Source organism: Stenotrophomonas sp. YJH_SMC_20 (genome assembly GCF_059367845.1).
Genome location: NZ_JCAFRG010000009.1, coordinates 90188 through 108209 on the forward strand (window position 1 = coordinate 90188; position 18022 = coordinate 108209).

The 18022-nt window shown below is 67.1% G+C and carries 15 protein-coding genes and 1 riboswitch; of the genes, 6 read left to right on the top strand and 9 right to left on the bottom strand.

The annotated features are described in order from the left end of the window. The first annotated feature begins 92 nt into the window (after window positions 1–92). Both AC5P6A_RS15530 and AC5P6A_RS15535 read left to right on the top strand, forming a co-directional pair. On the top strand, window positions 93–1460 hold the full coding sequence (locus AC5P6A_RS15530) for a helix-turn-helix domain-containing protein (RefSeq protein ID WP_019661852.1): 1368 nt from the start codon (window positions 93–95) through the stop codon (window positions 1458–1460). A 382-nt stretch (window positions 1461–1842) separates the two neighbouring features. Then, the gene (locus AC5P6A_RS15535; protein WP_019661853.1) at window positions 1843–2796 is read left to right on the top strand and encodes a DUF1028 domain-containing protein; all 954 of its coding nucleotides are present in this window, start codon (window positions 1843–1845) and stop codon (window positions 2794–2796) included. Window positions 2797–2892: 96 nt separating this feature from the next. Here AC5P6A_RS15535 and AC5P6A_RS15540 read toward each other — a convergent pair whose 3' ends face one another. Continuing rightward, the gene (locus tag AC5P6A_RS15540) at window positions 2893–4740 is read right to left on the bottom strand and encodes an RpoH suppressor (RefSeq protein WP_346715226.1); all 1848 of its coding nucleotides are present in this window, start codon (window positions 4738–4740) and stop codon (window positions 2893–2895) included. 154 nt (window positions 4741–4894) lie between these two features. Beyond that, a riboswitch (cobalamin riboswitch) is annotated at window positions 4895–5109 on the top strand. Window positions 5110–5270: 161 nt separating this feature from the next. Here AC5P6A_RS15540 and AC5P6A_RS15545 point away from each other — a divergent pair. Together AC5P6A_RS15545 and pncA are read left to right on the top strand one after the other, a co-directional pair. Beyond that, the gene (locus tag AC5P6A_RS15545; protein ID WP_429001277.1) at window positions 5271–5957 is read left to right on the top strand and encodes an epoxyqueuosine reductase QueH; all 687 of its coding nucleotides are present in this window, start codon (window positions 5271–5273) and stop codon (window positions 5955–5957) included. 54 nt (window positions 5958–6011) lie between these two features. Further along, complete coding sequence (gene pncA / locus AC5P6A_RS15550) at window positions 6012–6638, top strand: bifunctional nicotinamidase/pyrazinamidase (RefSeq protein ID WP_227844232.1); 627 nt, start codon at window positions 6012–6014, stop codon at window positions 6636–6638. Between the two features lie 86 nt (window positions 6639–6724). Here the strand turns inward: pncA and purU are convergent, their stop codons facing one another. Beyond that, window positions 6725–7576: a formyltetrahydrofolate deformylase gene (purU, locus tag AC5P6A_RS15555; protein ID WP_026347242.1), complete on the bottom strand. Its 852-nt coding sequence runs from the start codon at window positions 7574–7576 to the stop codon at window positions 6725–6727. Window positions 7577–7691: 115 nt separating this feature from the next. Between purU and AC5P6A_RS15560 the strand changes: the two genes are divergently transcribed. After that, window positions 7692–8603 carry a LysR substrate-binding domain-containing protein gene (locus tag AC5P6A_RS15560; protein ID WP_180877551.1) on the top strand — a complete coding sequence of 304 codons (912 nt, stop codon included), beginning with the start codon at window positions 7692–7694 and terminating at the stop codon, window positions 8601–8603. 3 nt (window positions 8604–8606) lie between these two features. Here AC5P6A_RS15560 and AC5P6A_RS15565 read toward each other — a convergent pair whose 3' ends face one another. The 3 genes from AC5P6A_RS15565 to AC5P6A_RS15575 form a co-directional block, all read right to left on the bottom strand. Continuing rightward, window positions 8607–9707, bottom strand: coding sequence for an NADH:flavin oxidoreductase/NADH oxidase (locus AC5P6A_RS15565; protein ID WP_495222344.1), 1101 nt, complete (start codon window positions 9705–9707; stop codon window positions 8607–8609). A gap of 121 nt (window positions 9708–9828) precedes the next feature. Further along, window positions 9829–10644: an NAD-dependent protein deacetylase gene (locus AC5P6A_RS15570; protein ID WP_346715228.1), complete on the bottom strand. Its 816-nt coding sequence runs from the start codon at window positions 10642–10644 to the stop codon at window positions 9829–9831. Window positions 10645–10687: 43 nt separating this feature from the next. After that, window positions 10688–11089, bottom strand: coding sequence for an acyl-CoA thioesterase (locus AC5P6A_RS15575; protein WP_005407672.1), 402 nt, complete (start codon window positions 11087–11089; stop codon window positions 10688–10690). 152 nt (window positions 11090–11241) lie between these two features. Between AC5P6A_RS15575 and AC5P6A_RS15580 the strand changes: the two genes are divergently transcribed. Next, window positions 11242–11877 carry a LysE family translocator gene (locus AC5P6A_RS15580; RefSeq protein ID WP_171953266.1) on the top strand — a complete coding sequence of 212 codons (636 nt, stop codon included), beginning with the start codon at window positions 11242–11244 and terminating at the stop codon, window positions 11875–11877. A gap of 134 nt (window positions 11878–12011) precedes the next feature. Here the strand turns inward: AC5P6A_RS15580 and AC5P6A_RS15585 are convergent, their stop codons facing one another. The 4 genes from AC5P6A_RS15585 to AC5P6A_RS15600 all read right to left on the bottom strand — a co-directional run bounded on the left by AC5P6A_RS15585 (window position 12012) and on the right by AC5P6A_RS15600 (window position 17989). Then, window positions 12012–13031: a ribonucleotide-diphosphate reductase subunit beta gene (locus AC5P6A_RS15585; RefSeq protein ID WP_019661865.1), complete on the bottom strand. Its 1020-nt coding sequence runs from the start codon at window positions 13029–13031 to the stop codon at window positions 12012–12014. Window positions 13032–13178: 147 nt separating this feature from the next. Continuing rightward, entirely contained in the window at window positions 13179–15581 is a 2403-nt protein-coding gene (locus tag AC5P6A_RS15590) for a ribonucleoside-diphosphate reductase subunit alpha (RefSeq protein WP_019661866.1), read from the bottom strand. A gap of 639 nt (window positions 15582–16220) precedes the next feature. After that, window positions 16221–17321: a cell division protein ZapE gene (zapE, locus tag AC5P6A_RS15595; protein ID WP_111097704.1), complete on the bottom strand. Its 1101-nt coding sequence runs from the start codon at window positions 17319–17321 to the stop codon at window positions 16221–16223. Next, on the bottom strand, window positions 17318–17989 hold the full coding sequence (locus tag AC5P6A_RS15600; protein WP_019661868.1) for an alpha/beta hydrolase: 672 nt from the start codon (window positions 17987–17989) through the stop codon (window positions 17318–17320). The genes zapE and AC5P6A_RS15600 overlap by 4 nt, the downstream gene beginning before the upstream one ends. Window positions 17990–18022: the final 33 nt, after the last annotated feature.

Consider the following 18022-nt stretch of genomic DNA (forward strand, 5'->3'; position numbering starts at 1 on the left):
AAGATGCTTGGCATTATTCACAGCAGCCACCTCGATTTCCGGCCTGAATCCGCTTAATCTGGCCAACACGCCAGACGATTCATGTTAATTCTGTGAATTATTCATCCAGCCAGCGGCAGCTTGGCCTTCGCTTGCTGCGCCTGCGCGAGCAGCGCGGCTACAGCCAGGTGGATCTGGCCCGCGCCTTGGGCCTGTCGGCCAGTTACCTGAACCAGATCGAGCGCAACAAGCGCCCACTCACCCCGGCCGTGCAGAAGAAGCTGGGCGAAGTATTGGGCGACGTTTCCTCACTATTCGACGAAGATGAGCCTGCCGCGCTGCAGGAAGCGCTGGGCGAAACCCTGCGCGACCTGGGCCTGGCGGAGGTCAGCGCGACCGAGCTGCGCGCCTTGGCCGGCAACCTGCCGCAGGTCAGCCGCGCCCTGCTGGATCTGCACCGCCGCCACCTGGCGCTGCGTGAGCATGCCGCCGCCCTGGAGTTCCAGCTGGGCGAGCCCGGCGCCGGCAGCATCCTGCCCGCAGGCGACCAGGTGCGTGAGTTCTTCAACCGCATGCACAACCACATTCCCGAACTGGACGAGCTGGCCGAGCGTCTGTTCGCCGAGTGGGGGCTGTCGCCCGGGCACGTGGCACCACGCCTGCGCCAGCTGCTGGCCGACCGCCACGGCGTGCTGGTGGAAGTGGCCGCGCTGCAGGCCGGGCGCGAGAAGCGCCAGTACGATGCCGAAGCACGGCGGCTGTGGTTGCCGGACTACCTGGAGCCGGGCCAGCAGGCATTCCAGATGGCCGCCGAGCTGGCCCTGCACGGCTACCTGCCGCAGATCGATGCGGTGGTGGCACGTGCCGGCTTCACCGATGAGGCACGCATCGCTCAGGCCCGCATCGGTCTGTCGAACTATTTCGCTGGCGCCTTGGTGATGCCGTACATGCGCTTCCTGCGTGCGGCCGAGGCCAGCAGCTACGACATCGAACTGCTGGCACACCAGTTCGGCGTCGGCTTCGAAGCGGTCTGCCATCGGCTGAGCACGCTGGCACGGCGCAGCGCGCCCGGGCTGCCGTTCTTCTTCATCCGCGTAGACCGCGCGGGCAATGTGTCCAAGCGCCATTCGGCCACCGACTTCCACTTCTCGCAGGTGGGTGGTTCGTGCCCGCTGTGGATCGTCTACGAGGCGTTCAACCAGCCCGGGCGCATCCTTACGCAGACCGCGCGCATGCCCGATGGGCGACGGCATTTCTGGCTGGCACGGCAAGTCAGCAGTGGTCCGGTCGGTCATGGCCAGCCCCGCAAGACCTTCGCGGTGGCGCTGGGCTGCGATCTGCAGCATGCCGAGCGGCTGGTGTATTCGCTGGGGCTGGATGTGCAGAGCCCGGGCAATTCGGTGTCGATCGGCCCGGGGTGCCGGGTGTGCCCGCGCGAGGACTGCATGCAGCGCGCGTTCGCGCAGTTGCCGGGGCGGTAGGGTTGGTTCGGCAGGGCTGCGCCCTGCACCTGCAGAGGCCGAAGCAACGGCAACGGCCACGGCAAAAGCCGGCATTCCGTGGGATGCGGGATGGGTCCGGTTGCGGGGGACGCCGTGAATACGTCCATGTAGGCTCGGTCGCGCCATCCATGGCGCTCACGCCCCCGCAACCGGACCCACCCCCGCCTTCGACAGTTTCCCGCTGCTGTTGGTGGGTGTCGACCTTGGTCGACACCGTAGATCCACGCCATGCGTGGATGGAATCCGATCGAGATCGAATATTTCGAGCCTTCATCGAAGCGCATCCACGCATGACGTGGATCTACTAAACCTTTCGTGCGTAGGCTGCATCCCAATGCAATGCCTGCCCATGGAGACACCCATGTCCCTGTTGCGCTCTTGCCTGGCCCTGCTGCTCGCTGCCGTCGCCGCGCCGGCGTGGGCGACCTTTTCCATCGCCGCCTGCAACGAGGCCGGCGACTGCGGGGTGGCGGTCGCCACGCACAACCTGGCGGTCGGGGGCGTGGGGGTGCCGTGGGCGCAGGCGAAGGTCGGCGCGGTCGCCAGCCAGTTCGAGACCAACCCGACCTATGGGTCCAAAGGCCTTGAACTACTGGCCAAAGGTCGTACACCTGCACAGGTGCTGAAGCAGCTGTTGGATGAAGACGGCAACTTCGATGGCACCACGCTCGCCGAGCGCCAGGTGGGGCTGATCAGTGCGCGCGGTGGCAATGCGCAATACACCGGCGCCACCGCGCAGCAGGCCAGCTGGGCCGGTGCGCACGGCGACGGCATGTTGAGCGTGCAGGGCAATGGCCTGGCCGGACCGGACGTGCTGACGGCAATGCAACGTACCTTTACGGCTTCGCACGGAGCGCTTGCCACACGCTTGCTGGCGGCGCTGGAAGCCGGCCAGGCCGCGGGCGGCCAGCGCAGTGGGCAGTGGTCGGCCGCGCTGCTGGTGCGCACGCCGGGGGGCGACTGGCAGGACACCGATCTGCGCGTGGACGCCGACCCGCGCGCGGTCGCGAGGCTGCGCGAGCTGTACGACATGCGCCTGTCCAACGAGGCGATCATCCGCGCGGAGGAGCGCTGGGAGAAGGGTGATGTGGCGGGTGCGCGCGCTGCGCTGGCGACCTCGTTGTCACTGGCCCACGGCTGGGACCGCACCTGGGCGCGCGCTGCGCGCCTGGCGATGCGGCAAGGGGATATCGCACTGGCCCGCGAATACCTGGCCGGCCTGCGTGCGCTCAATCCGGGCTGGGTGAAGCAGGAGCTGGCGCTGCCGTTGTATGCACCCTTGCAGGATGATGCGGTGGTTGCCCCCTGGCGATGAGCCACCGCAGGGGTCAGATCCAATTTCCATAGGAGAACGGATCTGACCCCGATTCGAGATGCATCCACGCACGGCGTGGATCTACCAAGAACCGGCTCAGTAGATCGGCGTCACCTTCATCTGCGGCAGCGGACGCGGTGCGCCGTCGGTCAGGTCAGGACCCAGGTCCTGCCAGGTTCGGCCCTGCTCGACCATCTGCGCCCACAGCTGCTGCGAGCCGCGACGCTTGTCTTCCGAGCCCAGCTTGTACGACGGCGGTGTCGGTTCGCCGCGAGCGACCATCGAGTACGCCGCGCGATAGGCCAGTACCTGCTGCGCCGGGTCGTCGGTACGGGCCACTTCCAGCGTGTACCGTTGGTAGGCCGAGGCCAGGTTGCGCCAGCGGATCCAGTAGTGGTTCTCGAACGAGAACGAACAGAACCGCGCACCGGCCAGGCTGCCCTTGTCGGCGATGCGGGTCAGCACCTCCTGCGGCATGTCCAGGTTCATGCCACCTTCGTCGCCCTGCAGGCTCACATGCACGATGCGGTCGCGATAACCCGGCGCGCGCGCCTGCAGCAGGTCGCGCCAGTTCTGCATGGTCGCCACCACCGCGAACAGGAAACGCCCCAGCTCGGCTGCGGCCAGCGGCGTGGCAATGGACTGGTAATGCCGTTGCCAGCCGTGGCGGTTCTCGGTGGGCAGGAACACGGCATGCTCCAGTGCCTGCCGGCTACCGTTGCCCTGGCTCACGTCTTCGGCGTGCTGCGGGTAGACCAGGTTGATGGCGAAGGTCGGCCAGCGCGGCAATGCGGCGTCGAACAGATGGATCGGGAAGTTGCTGCTGATGCCACCATCGGAGAACCAGCAGATGCGGAAGGCGGTGATCACCGGACCGCAAGCCTGCCCGGCGCTGGTCAGCCCTTCCATGCTGTCGGCCACGTTGTGCTCGGGGTCGGCCGCCGGCGCGGTGGGTTCGCAGCGGCGCTCGCGGCGCGAGGGTTCGTGCAGCGGCACCGCGCTGATCAGCAACGGGAAGCTCAGGCTCATGCGTGTGGCCACCAGCACCGGCAGCTTCGGGCCCTGCGGCAGGTGGTAGTACTGCCGCCCCTCCACGTCCAGCGGCGGGCCAGCCTGATCCACCAGCCACTGCACCACGCTGGCCGGGAACAACTGCTCGAACTCTTCGCGCAGGAACCAGAACTGCGCGCCGCCCAGTGGCAGCGTACGCGGCTCGTTGTGCGAGACGCAGGTGGTGATCATCTGCAGGCTGATCGCGTGCGGGCTGTCCGGCTCGCCGGCATAGCGCGGTGCGTCGTGCAGGTCGGCGAAGGTCAGCGGTGCATCAAGTGGCTTGCCTGACAACTGCTGCAGGCACTCATGCAGCCACTCGGTCAACGCCGGTTTGCGTGCATCGCGGCCGAGGCCACTGCACAGGCCCAGCAGGTTGCGCCGTGCCACGCGGGCCACGCGCAGCACGGCACCGGCCACACCGGCACCGTAGGCGCACAGCAGCGACGGCAGCAGCGTGGCGGCCACACCGCTCCAGCCGCCGCCCCACCCGCCCAGGCCCAGCAGCAGCGCCAGCGACACCAGCACTTCCAGCGGCGCGATCTCGAATACCGCCACCGCCAGGCACAGCAGCTTGTGTGGCAGGCCCGCATTGCCGGTCAGCACCACCAGCAGCCGATAGGCCGCACGCGCGCCCCGCGCCGGTTGGAACAGGCTGTAGATGAACCCGCGCCGCGACAGCTGCGCCGACACCGCCGACAGCCCCCCATAACCGGCATCACTGGGCAGGTGCTCGCCGGCCTGCTGGCGACGATCGCCGCATGCCGCCGCAGCCGCCACCGCCGCAGCAATGGCGCCGGCCGAGGTGCCGCCGATGCTCTTGAAGCGATACTCGCGCGCCAGCGCCAGTACCGCATTGGGATACACGATGCCGCTGGTGATGCCACCTTTCATGACCAGATCGCAGTACTTCGCCGCCACGAGCCACCTCCCGTCTGTCGATGCCCAGTATGGCAAGCGGCGCTCTCACGGCCTGAGAAACGGACCACAGCCCCGAGCTTTCATTGACCCTTGACCATTGCCCTCGACGCGTCCACCGTGGGCACGCCGAAGGTATCCCCGCCGCAGCGTTGATGGCGACAGGGATTTGAACGGGAATCCGGTGAAGGCGCCTGGCGCGCCCATTCCGGAGCTGCCCCGCAGCGGTGAATGGAAACGAATCCTGCCAACAGCACTGGGCTCGCGCCTGGGAAGCGGCAGGTAGTAGGTGGGCTGCGGCCCGTGTCCATCAGCCCGAATACCGGCCCCGGCCGGGGGACACGACCGTCCCCTGACTCGACCTGGACTCTCCGCGGGGAGGGTGCCGGGGCCGTCGCTGACCTGCGCGTGCGGGCAGTGCGGCCGCGTGCGTCCTTTTCACGGTATCCGGCCAGCCCTGTCCACCCACGCACAGATGCATGGGCCACCGCCGTTGCCGGCGGTCCATGCGGTACCTGATGATGACCGAGTTCCAACGCCCCACCCTGACCCTGCCTGCCAACGGCAAGCGCCTGCTGCTGCATTCATGCTGCGCGCCCTGCTCCGGCGAGGTAATGGAGGCGATCACCGCCTCCGGGATCGACTACGCGATCTTCTTCTACAACCCCAACATCCATCCGGTGAAGGAATACGAACTGCGCAAGCAGGAAAACATCCGCTTCGCCGAGCAGCATGGCATTCCCTTCATCGACTGCGACTACGACACCGACAACTGGTTCAGCCGTGCGCGTGGCATGGAGAACGAGCCCGAACGCGGCATCGGCTGCACGATGTGCTTCGACATGCGTTTCGAACGCACTGCGCTGTACGCGCACGAGCACGGCTACGACACCATCAGTTCGTCGCTGGGCATCTCGCGCTGGAAGAACATGGCGCAGATCAACGATTGCGGCATCCGCGCCGCCTCGCGCTACGAAGGCCTGCAGTACTGGGACTACAACTGGCGCAAGGGCGGCGGTGCCAGCCGCATGATCGAGATCAGCAAGCGCGAGCAGTTCTACCAGCAGGAGTACTGCGGCTGCGTGTATTCGCTGCGCGATGCCAACCGCCACCGTCGCGAGAACGGCCGCGAGCGGATCAAAATCGGCCTGCTGTACTACGGGCAGGACGCTGGGACGCCGCAGGGCGATTGACGTGTGAGCAAGGGGCGGCCACGCTGGTCGCTCTTCTCTTGTAGTGGATCTGCCATGACCGCCCTGCCCGCCGACGTCGCCCTGCTGGTGATCGACCTGCAGCCGGACTTCATGCCGGGCGGCGCGCTGGCCTGCGACCAGGGTGATGCGCTGGTGGCACCGATTGCCGGACTGCTGGCGCAGCGCCGCTACCGCACGGTGGTGGCCACCCAGGACTGGCACCCGGCCGATCACGCCTCGTTCGCCAGCCAGCACCCCGGCAAGCGTCCGTTCGAGACCATCCTGCTGCACGCGCAGCCACAGACCCTGTGGCCCGACCATTGCGTGCAGGGCAGCGATGGCGCCGCTCTGCACCCGGGCGTGGACTGGGCCATGGCCGACCTGATCCTGCGCAAGGGCACGCGCCAACAGGTGGATTCGTACAGCGCCTTCCGCGAGAACCACGGTCCCGATGGCGAGCGCCCGGCCACCGGCCTGGCCGGCTGGCTGCATGAGCGCCGCATCCGCGAAGTGCACGTGTGCGGCCTGGCCCGCGATTACTGCGTGCTGTGGAGCGCGCAGGACGCAGTGAAGTCCGGCTTCCGGGTGAAGTTCCTGTGGGAGCTGACCAAGCCGGTGACCGAAGCCAACGACGTGATGGTGCGCGAGGCGCTGGGCAAGGCGGGGATTGCGCTCGCCTGACGCGCGACCGCCGGGCATGGCCCGGCGCTACCGGATCGCGCCCATGGGTAGCGCCGGGCCATGCCCGGCGGACGCGGGATGGGCGATTACCGGAACACCACCGTGCGATGCCCATTGAGCAGGATGCGGTGTTCCACATGGCGGCGCACCGCACGCGCCAGCACCAGCGATTCGGTATCACTGCCCAGCCGCACCAGTTCGCGCGGCGCCATCGCATGGTCAACGCGGGCCACGTCCTGTTCGATGATCGGGCCTTCGTCCAGGTCCTCGGTGACGTAGTGCGCGGTGGCACCGATGATCTTGACCCCGCGCGCGTGCGCCTGGTGGTACGGCTGCGCGCCCTTGAAGCTGGGCAGGAAGCTGTGGTGGATGTTGATCGCACGGCCGGCCAGCGCGCGGCACAGCGTGGGTGACAGGATCTGCATGTAGCGCGCCAGCACCACCAGGTCGATGCGCTCACGCTCGACCAGGTCGATGATCTGCTGCTCCTGCACCGCGCGCGTATCGGCGGTCACCGGCAGGTGGTGGAACGGCACCTGGTAGGAGGCGGCCAATGGCGCGAAGTCGGCGTGGTTGGACGCCACCGCCGCAATGTCGACCTTCAGCTGGCCGCTGTGGGCGCGGAACAGCAGGTCGTTGAGGCAATGCCCCTGTTTGCTGACCAGCACCAGCAGGCGTGCGCGGCGGCGGCCATCGTGCAGCTGCCAGTCCATGCCGAAGTCCTGGGCGAGCGTGGCCATCGCGGCGTGCACGGTCTCCAGCGGCAGGCCGGCATCGCGATCGAAATGCACGCGCAGGAAGAAGCGGCCGCTTTCCTCGTCGCCGAACTGCTGGGCGTCGAGGATGTTGCAGCCGTGGTCGAACAGCAGGCCGGACACGCGATAGACGATGCCGGTACGGTCGGGGCAGGACAGGGTAAGAATGGAATCGGGGCGCATCGCCACAGTGTAGGGCAGCGCCCTGCCCAGCGCGCCGGATGATCACGGGTGCAACCGACCTGCTTGGTTCAGTACCAAGCGATACTTGGATCTTCCCGTGGCAAGCTGGTCGGTCATGAACCTGTTGCAACTGATCCGCAGCTTCACCCGCACCGCAGAGACCGGCAGCATTGCCGCCGCGGCCCGCATCCTTGGCATCAGCGCCACCGCGGTCGGCCAGAACATCAACCGGCTGGAGGCCCATCTGGGCGTACGGCTGCTGAACCGCAGCACGCGGCAGCTGGCCCTCAGCGAGGCCGGCGCGCTGTACCTGGCGCAGGTGCGCCACATCGAAGCCGACCTGGCGCGCGCGCAGGCGATGGTCACCGCCGGTGACATCGAACCGGCCGGGCCGCTGCGCATCGCCAGCAGCAGTGCGTTCGGCCGCCATGTGCTGGCGCCGTTGCTGCCTTCGCTGCAGCAGCGCTACCCGCAACTGCAGCTGGAGCTGCGCCTGACCGACCGCGCCGTGCAGCATGGCCCGGAAGCGGTGGATGCCAGCATCCGCATCGGGGCCCAGCTGGAGGACGGGGTGGTGGCGCGGCAGCTGGCGCGTGTTCCGTTCGTGTTCTGCGCCTCGCCGGCCTACCTGAAGGCACGCGGCACCCCGCAACAGCCATCCGAGCTGGGCGGTCATCGCGGGCTGCTGCACCGCTTCCCCACCGATGGCCGGCCATTGCGCTGGGGCCTGCTGAAGGACGGCCAGCGCGTGGACGCCGCGCTGCCACCGAGCATGGTCTGCGATGACATCGATGCGCTGGCGACGCTGGCGGCGGCCGGTGCCGGCATCACCCGGCTGGCCGCCTTCGTGGCCGAGCCGTACCTGCGCGATGGCCGCCTGCAGGCGGTGTTCGGCGCCGACACCGCGTGGCGCCCGGAACCGATGGAGGTCTACTTCTGCGTCAGCGACCGCCGCGATTTCACCGCCAAGATCCGCGCGCTGTTCGATCACCTTCAGGTTGGCATCGCGCCGGCTTGGCGGGTGTGAGCCTCAGCGCGTCTTGAACACGCCACGCGCCTCGCGCGGCTCGCAGCGCAGGTACTGCGGCGCCGGCTCCACGCTGTCGCGCAATGCGGCAGCAGCGTGCCACGGCCAGCGCGGGTCGTAGAGGATGCCGCGTGCCAGCGCTACCGCATCGGCGTGGCGATGGCGCAGGATCGATTCGGCCTGCTCCGGTTCGGTGATCATGCCCACCGCGATCACCGGCATGCGCACCTTGGCCTTGATCGCTGCTGCGAACGGCACCTGGTAGCCCGGGCCGACGGTGATCTTCTGGCGCTCGTCCAGGCCACCGCTGGAAACGTGCAGGAAGTTGCAGCCGCGCGCGTCCAGCACCTGGGCCAGCGCTTCGCTCTGCACCAGATCCCAGCCGCCATCGACCCAGTCGCTGGCGGAGATGCGCACGCCCACGGCGACCTTGTCCGATACCGCCGCACGCACGGCGTCGAATACTTCCACGAGCAGGCGCAGGCGGTTCGGCAATGAGCCACCGTAGCCATCGGTGCGGCGGTTGCTCAGCGGCGACAGGAACTGGTGCAGCAGGTAGCCGTGCGCGGCATGCAGCTCGATCAGCTCGAAGCCCAGGCGCTCGGCGCGCACCGCACTGGCGGCGAAGGCAGCAACGAGCTCGGCGATGCCGGCCTCGTCCAGTTCCTGCGGCGCCGGATCGGCAGCATGGAACGGCAGCGGCGACGGCGCCACGGTGATCCAGCCACGCGTGTCGTCGGCTGGCAGTTGACCACCGCCGTCCCAAGGGCGGTTCACCGACGCCTTGCGACCGGCATGGCCGAGCTGGATGCCCGGCGGCATCGGCGACCAGCGGCGGACGCTGGCCAATACCTGTGCCAACGCGGCCTCGGTGCCGTCATCCCACAGGCCCAGGTCGGCCCAGCTGATGCGGCCACGCGGCTCGACTGCGGTGGCTTCCAGGATCAGCAGGCCGGCGCCGGATTGCGCCAGGTTGCCCAGGTGCATGGCGTGCCAGTCGCTGGCGCGGCCATCTTCGGCGGAGTACTGGCACATCGGCGCGATGACGATGCGGTTGGACAGGGTCAGGGGGCCGAACGAGATCGGCGAAAACAGCTGGCTCAAGACAGTGATGGGACGACGTAGGGGGGCATATTGCACCGCTGCGCGGCTCCCGGATCAACCATCTGGATGGATCGCTGTTTCGCGGCGGCGGGTGGCCTGTAGAGTCGACTGACAGTCGACTCTACCCAGCCGATGGTTCGATAACCGACGCCAGCGCCTCAGCACAATCGCGTTCATCCTTGAACTGCAGCAGGTCGTCGGCACGGGTGCGGCCACGGTTCAGTGCCGCCACCGGCAGTCCTGCTTTGGCCGCCGCCTGCACGAAGCGGAAGCCGGAATAGACCATCAGCGACGAGCCCACCACCAGCACGGCGTCGGCCTGCTGCAGGTGCTCGTGCACCGCCTCCACCCGCTCGCGCGGCACGTTCTCGCCGAAAAACACCACGTCCGGCTTCAACACCCCGCCGCAGTGCGGGCACCCGGGTACCACGAAGCTGGAGAAATCGGTCTCCAGGCCGGCGTCGCCGTCCGGGGCGATGCCGGCCTCCAGCGTGTCCCAGCCGGGGTTGGCGTCCAGCAGGCGCTGCTGGAACTCCCCGCGATCGCTGCGCCGCTCGCAGCACATGCAGCGCACCAGGTCCAGGCGGCCATGCAGGTCGATCACGTTACGGCTGCCGGCGCGCTGGTGCAGGCCGTCCACGTTCTGGGTCAGCAGCACCTGCAGCTTGCCACGGCTCTCCAGTGCGGCCAGGGCCTGGTGGGTACCGTTGGGCCGGGCCAGGCCGAAGCGCGGCCAGCCCAGCAGGCTGCGCGCCCAGTAGCGCTGGCGGGTAGCGGCCTCGCCCATGAAGGCCTGGTAGGTCACCGGCGGGGTGCGCTTCCACTGGCCGTCGGCATCCCGGTAATCGGGGATGCCCGATGCAGTGCTGCAACCGGCGCCGGTCAGCACGAACAGGCGCTGGGCGCGGTCGATGAAGTCGGTCAGCGGCGAGGTCATGGCTGCCAGATGGGGGCGCCGCAGCGCCCGTGCAAGCGCCGGCTCAGGCGGCCGGCAGCGGCGGCACCGCGATCGGGTGGCCTTCCTCGTCCAGCGCGATCATCACGAAGTGGCCGCGGGTACACAGCTTGCGCTCGCCGCTGTGCAGGTCCTCGGCGACCAGTTCCACCTCCACCTTCATCGAGCTGCGGCCGACTTCGACAATGCGGCCGATGGTTTCCACCATCTGGCCGATGCGGATCGGCAGTTTGAAGTCGACCTGGTCGCTGCGCGCGGTCACCACGGTGCGGCGCGAGTAGCGGGCAGCAGCCAGGAAGGCGGCCTTGTCCATCCACGCCAATGCCTGGCCGCCGAACAGGGTGCCCAGGTGGTTGGTGTGGTTGGGAAAGACGATTTCGGCCATGCGCACTTCGATGGGCGGCACGGTCTCGGGGATCGGGGTCATGGGGGTGCTTCGGTGTGGGGTGCTGCGGATTCTAAGCGACCGGCGTGATGGCCATCGGAATGCACGTGCAACGGTCACCCGGCAGCGGTGCCTGCGCAGGCCGCGCCTGCAGCAGGCGTTACACTGCGCCACGCCCGCTGCCAGGACTGCCCATGCCCGCCACTTCCGACCTGCTGGCCTTTGCGCTGGTTTCGCTGGCCATGGTGCTCACGCCCGGGCCGAACATGATCTACGTCATCTCGCGCTCGATCTGCCAAGGGCCGATGGCGGGCCTGATCTCGCTGGGCGGGGTGGCGCTGGGCTTCGTGTTCTACATGCTGTGCGCGGCATTGGGCATCACCGCCCTGCTGATGACCGTGCCGTTCGCCTATGACGCGCTGCGCATCGGCGGCGCGCTGTACCTGCTGTACCTGGCCTGGCAGGCGCTCAAGCCGGGTGGCCGTTCGCCGTTCGCGGTGCGCGACCTGCCGCAGGACAGCCCGCTCAAGCTGTTCACGATGGGCTTCCTGACCAACCTGCTGAACCCGAAAATCGCGGTGATGTACCTGTCGCTGCTGCCGCAGTTCCTGCATCCGGACAGCGAAGGCAGCGTGCTGATGCAGTCGATCGTGCTGGGCTCCACCCAGATCCTGGTCAGCGTCAGCGTGAACGGCCTGATCGCGCTGACCGCCGGCAGCATCGCCGGCTTTCTGGCCGCGCGCCCCACCTGGCAGAGGGTGCAGCGCTGGCTGATGGGCACGGTGCTGGCCGGGTTGGCGGTGCGCATGGCGATGGAAGGGCGGCGCTGATTGTAGAGTCGAGCCATGCTCGACTTTCTTGCGAACAGCAGTCGAGCATGGCTCGACTCTACAAAAGCAGGCGCGCAACATAAAACCCCGGCATTGGCCGGGGTTTTTCGTTGCGACAGGCCGGGCCGGTTCGATCAGAAGTTCATGTCGAAGGCGACTTCGCCCTGCACGCCGACCTGGTAGGCCGAGACGCGGCGTTCGAAGAAGTTGGTCAGTTCCTGCACGTCCTGCAGTTCCATGAACGGCAGCGGGTTGCGCACGTTGTACTTCTTTTCCATGCCCAGTTTGGCGAAGTGCTGGTCGGCACAGTGCTGCAGGTACTGGCGCATGTCACGGGTGGAGATGCCGGCCACGCCGCCGGACAGCACGTCCTCGGCGAACTGCACTTCGCATTCAATGGCTTCGGCCAGCATGTCGTAGACCTGCTGCTTCATCTCTTCGTCGAACAGGTCCGGCTCTTCCTCGCGCACCACGCGCACCGACTCGAACGCGAACTCCATGTGCGCGCTTTCGTCGCGGAACACCCAGTTGGTGCCCGAGGCCAGACCCGGCAGTAGGCCGCGCGACCGGAAGTAGTACACGTAGGCGAACGCAGCGAAGAAGAACAGGCCTTCGATGCAGGCGGCAAAGCAGATCTGGTTGAGCAGGAACTGGCGGCGCTGCTCGCGGGTCTCGATGCGGGTCAGGTCCTGGATCGAGTCGATCCACTTGAAGCAGAAATCGGCTTTCTTCTTGATCGAGTCGATGTTCTCCACCGCCGAGAACGCCTTGGCGCGCTCTTCCGGGTCCGGCAGGTAGTTGTCCAGCAGGGTCAGGTAGAACTGCACGTGCAGCGCTTCTTCATACAACTGGCGCGACAGGTACATGCGCGCTTCCGGCGCATTGAGGTGCTGGTACAGGTTCAGCACCAGGTTGTTGGACACGATCGAGTCGCCGGTGGCGAAGAACGCGACCAGGCGGTGGATCAGGTGGCGCTCACCCGGCGACATCTTGCTGTGCAGGTCGGTGATGTCGATCTGGAAATTGATCTCTTCCACCGTCCAGGTGTTCTTGATCGCGTTCCGGTACATGTCATAGAACTGCGGGTAGCGCATCGGGCGCAGGGTCAGTTCAAAACCGGGATCGAGCAGCATCTGCTTGGGCTTGTCGGCCATGGGTGTTTCCTTGTCTTCTCGGGTCAAAACGCCGGGCGTGGCCCGGCGCTACCTGGGTGTTTCCGTGCTGCGGCCGAGCGTGGCTCGGCTCTACAGGTGCGAGGTGCTCGAGTGCCGACCAACGGTCGGCACCCACCGCGCGGTGTGTTACTGGCAGGCCTCGCAGGCTTCCGGGTTTTCCAGCGAGCAGGCGATGGCTTCGTCCGGGCTGAACACCTTGGCCGGGGCCGCGCTGCTCACCGTGGTCTTGGCGATCTTGGTGGCCGGGCGCGAACGCAGGTAGTAGGTGGTCTTGATGCCCTGCTTCCAGGCGTACATGTACATGGAGGACATCGCGCCGATGTTCGGGCTTTCCATGAACAGGTTGAGCGAGGCCGACTGGTCGATGAAGGCGCCACGTTCGGCGGCCATGTCGATCAGCGAACGCATCGGCAGTTCCCACGCGGTGCGATAGACCTCGCGCAGCGTTTCCGGGATCTGTGGCAGACCCGCGATGGAGCCTTCGGCCAGCTTGATGGCATCGCGCATTTCCGGCGTCCACAGGCCCAGCTTCTTCAGCTCGTTGACCAGGTAGCGGTTGACCTGCAGGAAGTCACCGGACAGGGTCTCGCGCTTGAACAGGTTGGACACCTGCGGCTCGACGCACTCGTAGCAGCCGGCGATCGAGGCGATGGTCGCGGTCGGCGCGATCGCGATCATCAGCGAATTGCGCAGGCCGTGTTCCTTGATGCGCTCACGCAGGGCATCCCAGCGCGCAGTGTCTTCCGGCACCACGTTCCAGGCATCGAACTGCAGTTCGCCACTGGCGGCACGGGTGTCGTTGAACGACGGGTGCTTGCCGCGTTCCTGGGCCAGCTCGCAGGAGGTTTCCAGCGCGTGGAAGTAGATCGCTTCGGCAATCTTCTTCGACAGGGCGCGGGCCTCGGCGCTGTCGAACGGCAGGCGCTTGCGGAAGAACACATCCTGCAGGCCCATGCAGCCCAGGCCGACCGGACGCCAGCGCAGGTTGGCGCGGCGGGCGGTTTCGATCGGGTAGAAGTTCAGGTCAATGACGCGGTCGAGCTGGCGCACGGCCAGGCGCACGGTCTCGGCCAGCTTCTCGAAGTCGAACTCGTTGTGCTCGTCGAAGTGGTTGCCCAGGTTGATCGAACCCAGGTTGCACACTGCGGTTTCATCGTTGGAGGTGACTTCCAGGATTTCCGTGCACAGGTTGGACAGGTGGATCACGTTGCCCGGACGCAGGGTCTGGTTGCTTGCGCGGTTGCACTTGTCCTTGAAGGTCATCCAGCCGTTGCCGGTCTCGGCCAGCGTACGCATCATGCGGGCGTACAGCTTGCGCGCGGGGATGGTGCGGTTGGCCTTGCCCTGGGCTTCGGCCTGCAGGTAGGCGGCCTCGAAGGCTTCGCCGAACAGGTCGGTGAACTCCGGCACCACGCGCGGATCGAACAGCGACCATTCCTGGTCGGCCTCGACGCGCTTCATGAACAGGTCCGGTACCCAGTTGGCCAGGTTCAGGTTGTGCGCACGGCGGGCTTCGTCACCGGTGTTGTCACGCAGTTCGAGGAAGTCCTCGATATCGGCGTGCCAGGTTTCCAGGTACACGCAGGCTGCGCCCTTGCGCTTGCCGCCCTGGTTCACCGCGGCCACGGACGAATCCATGGTCTTCAGCCACGGCACGATGCCGTTGGAGTGGCCGTTGGTCGACTTGATGAGCGAACCACGCGAACGCACGCGGGTGTAGCTGACGCCGATGCCGCCGGAGAACTTCGACAGCTGGGCGATGTCGCCGTACTTGGCGTAGATCGACTCCAGCGAGTCCTGCGGCGAATCCAGCAGGAAGCACGAGGACAGCTGTTCGTGGGTGGTGCCGGAATTGAACAGGGTCGGGCTGGACGGCAGGTAGTCCAGGTTGCCCATGCGCTTGTACAGCGCCAGGGTCTCGGACACGTCCTCGCTGAGCGCACTGGCGATGCGCAGGAAGAACTGCTGCGGGGTCTCGATCACCTTGCGGGTGTGCGGGTGGCGCAGCAGGTAACGGTCATACAGGGTACGCAGGCCGAAGTAATCGAAGTTCAGGTCCAGCGAGATGTCGATGGCGTCGTTGAGCTTGCGTGCATTGGTCTGCACGAAGTTCAGCAGGCGGTCGTTGATCAGGCCGACTTCATGGCCACGGCTGACCGACTGCGAGAAGGCGTAGATTTCCTGGCCCGAGACTTCCTTGGCAATGTAGTTGGCCAGCAGGCGCGCAGCGAGGCGGCCGTACTCGGGCTCTTCACCGATCAGCAGGGCGGCGGTTCGGATGGACAGCTCGTCCAGCTCGCGGGTGGTGGCGCCGTTGTACAGGCCGGAAATGGTGCGGGTGGCCACGCGCATCGGATCGACGGCGTGCAGGCCTTCGGAGGAACGCTGCACCGCGCGCACGATCTTGTTCAGGTCCACCAGCTCGGTGGTCCCGTTGCGCTTGGTCACACTCATCGCGTTGGCCGTCGGCGGCGACGTCAACAGGAATTCGCTTTCCTTCTCGATGGTGGCGCTGGATTCGGTGCTCACGGCGTATGTCCTCTTGGCGTGATTTGGGGGTGCTCGATGCATCGGGGTGACGCAGCCCGGGACATGACGGCCCAGGATGGCAGGACGGCGTCGCAGAGGATGAGACCCTGCGCCTGCCACTGCCGTTGACGATCGCGGATGGGTGCTGCTGCCACCCCCAGACCTGGGGTTGCTGCGACCGACGGCCACAAGATAGTGGGGGTAATGGGGTCCGTCAACGCCAAATGTAGTGAAATTCGGCAATCCCTTGCGCCGCAAGGATCGTGCCATCGGCGCCCTGATCAGACGCTTCAGACCCGCCGGAACGGGCTGCGCAGTCAAGCCCGAAAGGCGTCACTGCGGTGGCACAACGCACCGCAGAAACGGAACAATGACAGCTTCACATGACAGTGATGAAGCTGGCTAGGGACAACCCTGTGGATAGGTGGTGGGCAGCCGGTGGGAATGCGGTGGACGTCGGGGATCACCCGCCGGGCAGCGACTCGAGGCCGCATGTGTCGGCCGGGCCGGAGGAGCGGCCGCAGGTAACGCCGTTTCGCCCTCCCCCCCCCGAATCATTGCCGGCCAGCGGCCGGCACTACCGGAATTCCGGGCTGGTCGTGCCGGCCGTCGGCCGACAACGCACGCCCTCAGGCCCCCTCACGCCCGGTGCGGGGTACCCAGGTACTCGGCGCTCTGCATTTCGATCAGGCGCGAGGCGGTGCGTTCGAACGCGCCCTGCAGGCGCTGGCCGGTGTACAGCTCGATCGGCGAGGTGCTGGCGGTGCAGACCAGGTTGACGTGGCGGTCGTACAGCTCGTCGATCAGGTTGACGAAGCGGCGCGCGGCATCCTCATTCAGGCGGTCGAAGGCGGGAATGCCGCCCAGCAGCACCGTGTTGAACTCGTGCGCGATTTCGATGTAGTCCGAGGGCCCGCGCGGGCCTTCGCACAGCGCGGCGAAATCGAACCAGGCGATGCTCTTGCCACGGCCGCGCACCGGAATCTTGCGGCCCTCGATCTCGATGTTGCCGGGCTTGGCCGGCTGGCCGCCGCTCAGCTCGCTCCAGCGCGTGGCCAGCCACTCATCGCTGTCGGCCGCCAGCGGTGCGCGGTATACCGGCGAGCGGGTCAGCGCGCGCATGCGGTAATCCTCGGTACCTTCGGCGTACAGCTCGACGCAGAAGCGCTGCAGCAGGGCAATGGCCGGCAGGAAGCTCTCGCGCTGCAGGCCGTTGAGGTACAGGTTCTCCACTGCGGTGTTGGAGGTGGTGACCAGGGTCACGCCCTCGGCGAACAGGCGCTCCAGCAGCCGCGCCAGCAGCATCGCATCGCCGATGTCGGTGACGAAGAACTCGTCCAGCACCAGCACGCGCAGGTTGCTGCGCCATTCCTGGGCGATCTTCGCCAGCGGGTCGCTCTGGCCCTGGTGCTCGCGCAGGCGCTCGTGGACGCTGCGCATGAAGCGGTGGAAGTGGGTGCGGTACTTCTGCTTGATCGGCAGCCCGTCGTAGAACAGGTCGACCAGGAAGGTCTTGCCGCGGCCGACACCGCCCCAGAAGTACAGGCCCTTGACCGGCTCGGGCTTCTTCCAGAACGAGGACAGGCGGTCCAGCCAGCCATCCTCGGCACTGTCCAGCAGGCCCAGGTGGATGCGGTCCAGCTCGGCCAGCGCCGCATGCTGGGCCGGGTCGTTCTGCCAGTCGCCACGGGCAACCCCTTCCGCATACCGCTGCGACGGGGTCAGCTCGGTTGCACTCATGCCGCCGCGCCCAACCAATGCTTCACGCCGTGGGTCAGCGCGCCACGCAGGTCGATCAGCTTGCGGTGGAAGAAGTGGCTGGTCTCGGGCATGCGCACCAGCTCATGCGGGAAGTCCAGCGTGTCCAGCCACTGGTAGACGGCCTGCGGGTCGACGATCTCGTCCTGCTCGCCCTGGATCACCAGCCAGCGGGCCGGCGGTGCGATACCGTCGAAATCCCAGCGACCGGCCGGTGGCGCGATCGAGATCAGCGCCTCCGGCTGCAGCGCGGCAGCCGCCTTCAGCGACACGAACGAACCGAAGCTGAAACCGGCCAGCCACAGCCGGTCGTGCGGGCGCTGGCTGCGCACCCAGGCGGCGACCGCCTTCAGGTCATCCTGCTCGCCCACGCCGCCGTCGAAGGTACCAGCCGAAGCGCCGACGCTGCGGAAATTGAAGCGCACCGTGGCGATGCCCAGCTCGCGCAGGGTGGTGGCGGTCATGGTGACCACCTTGTTGTGCAGGGTGCCACCCTCGGTGGACAGCGGATGGCAGACGATGGCCACGATCGGCTGCACCGGTACATCGGCCTTGGGCAGGTCGACGACCACTTCCAGCGGGCCGGCCGGGCCGTCCAGTTCGAGGCAGGCGGTTTCGCCGGGGGCGACGGGGAACGAAGGCTTGTGCATGGCACCATGATACCGTCCCCCGCCCCTGACCTG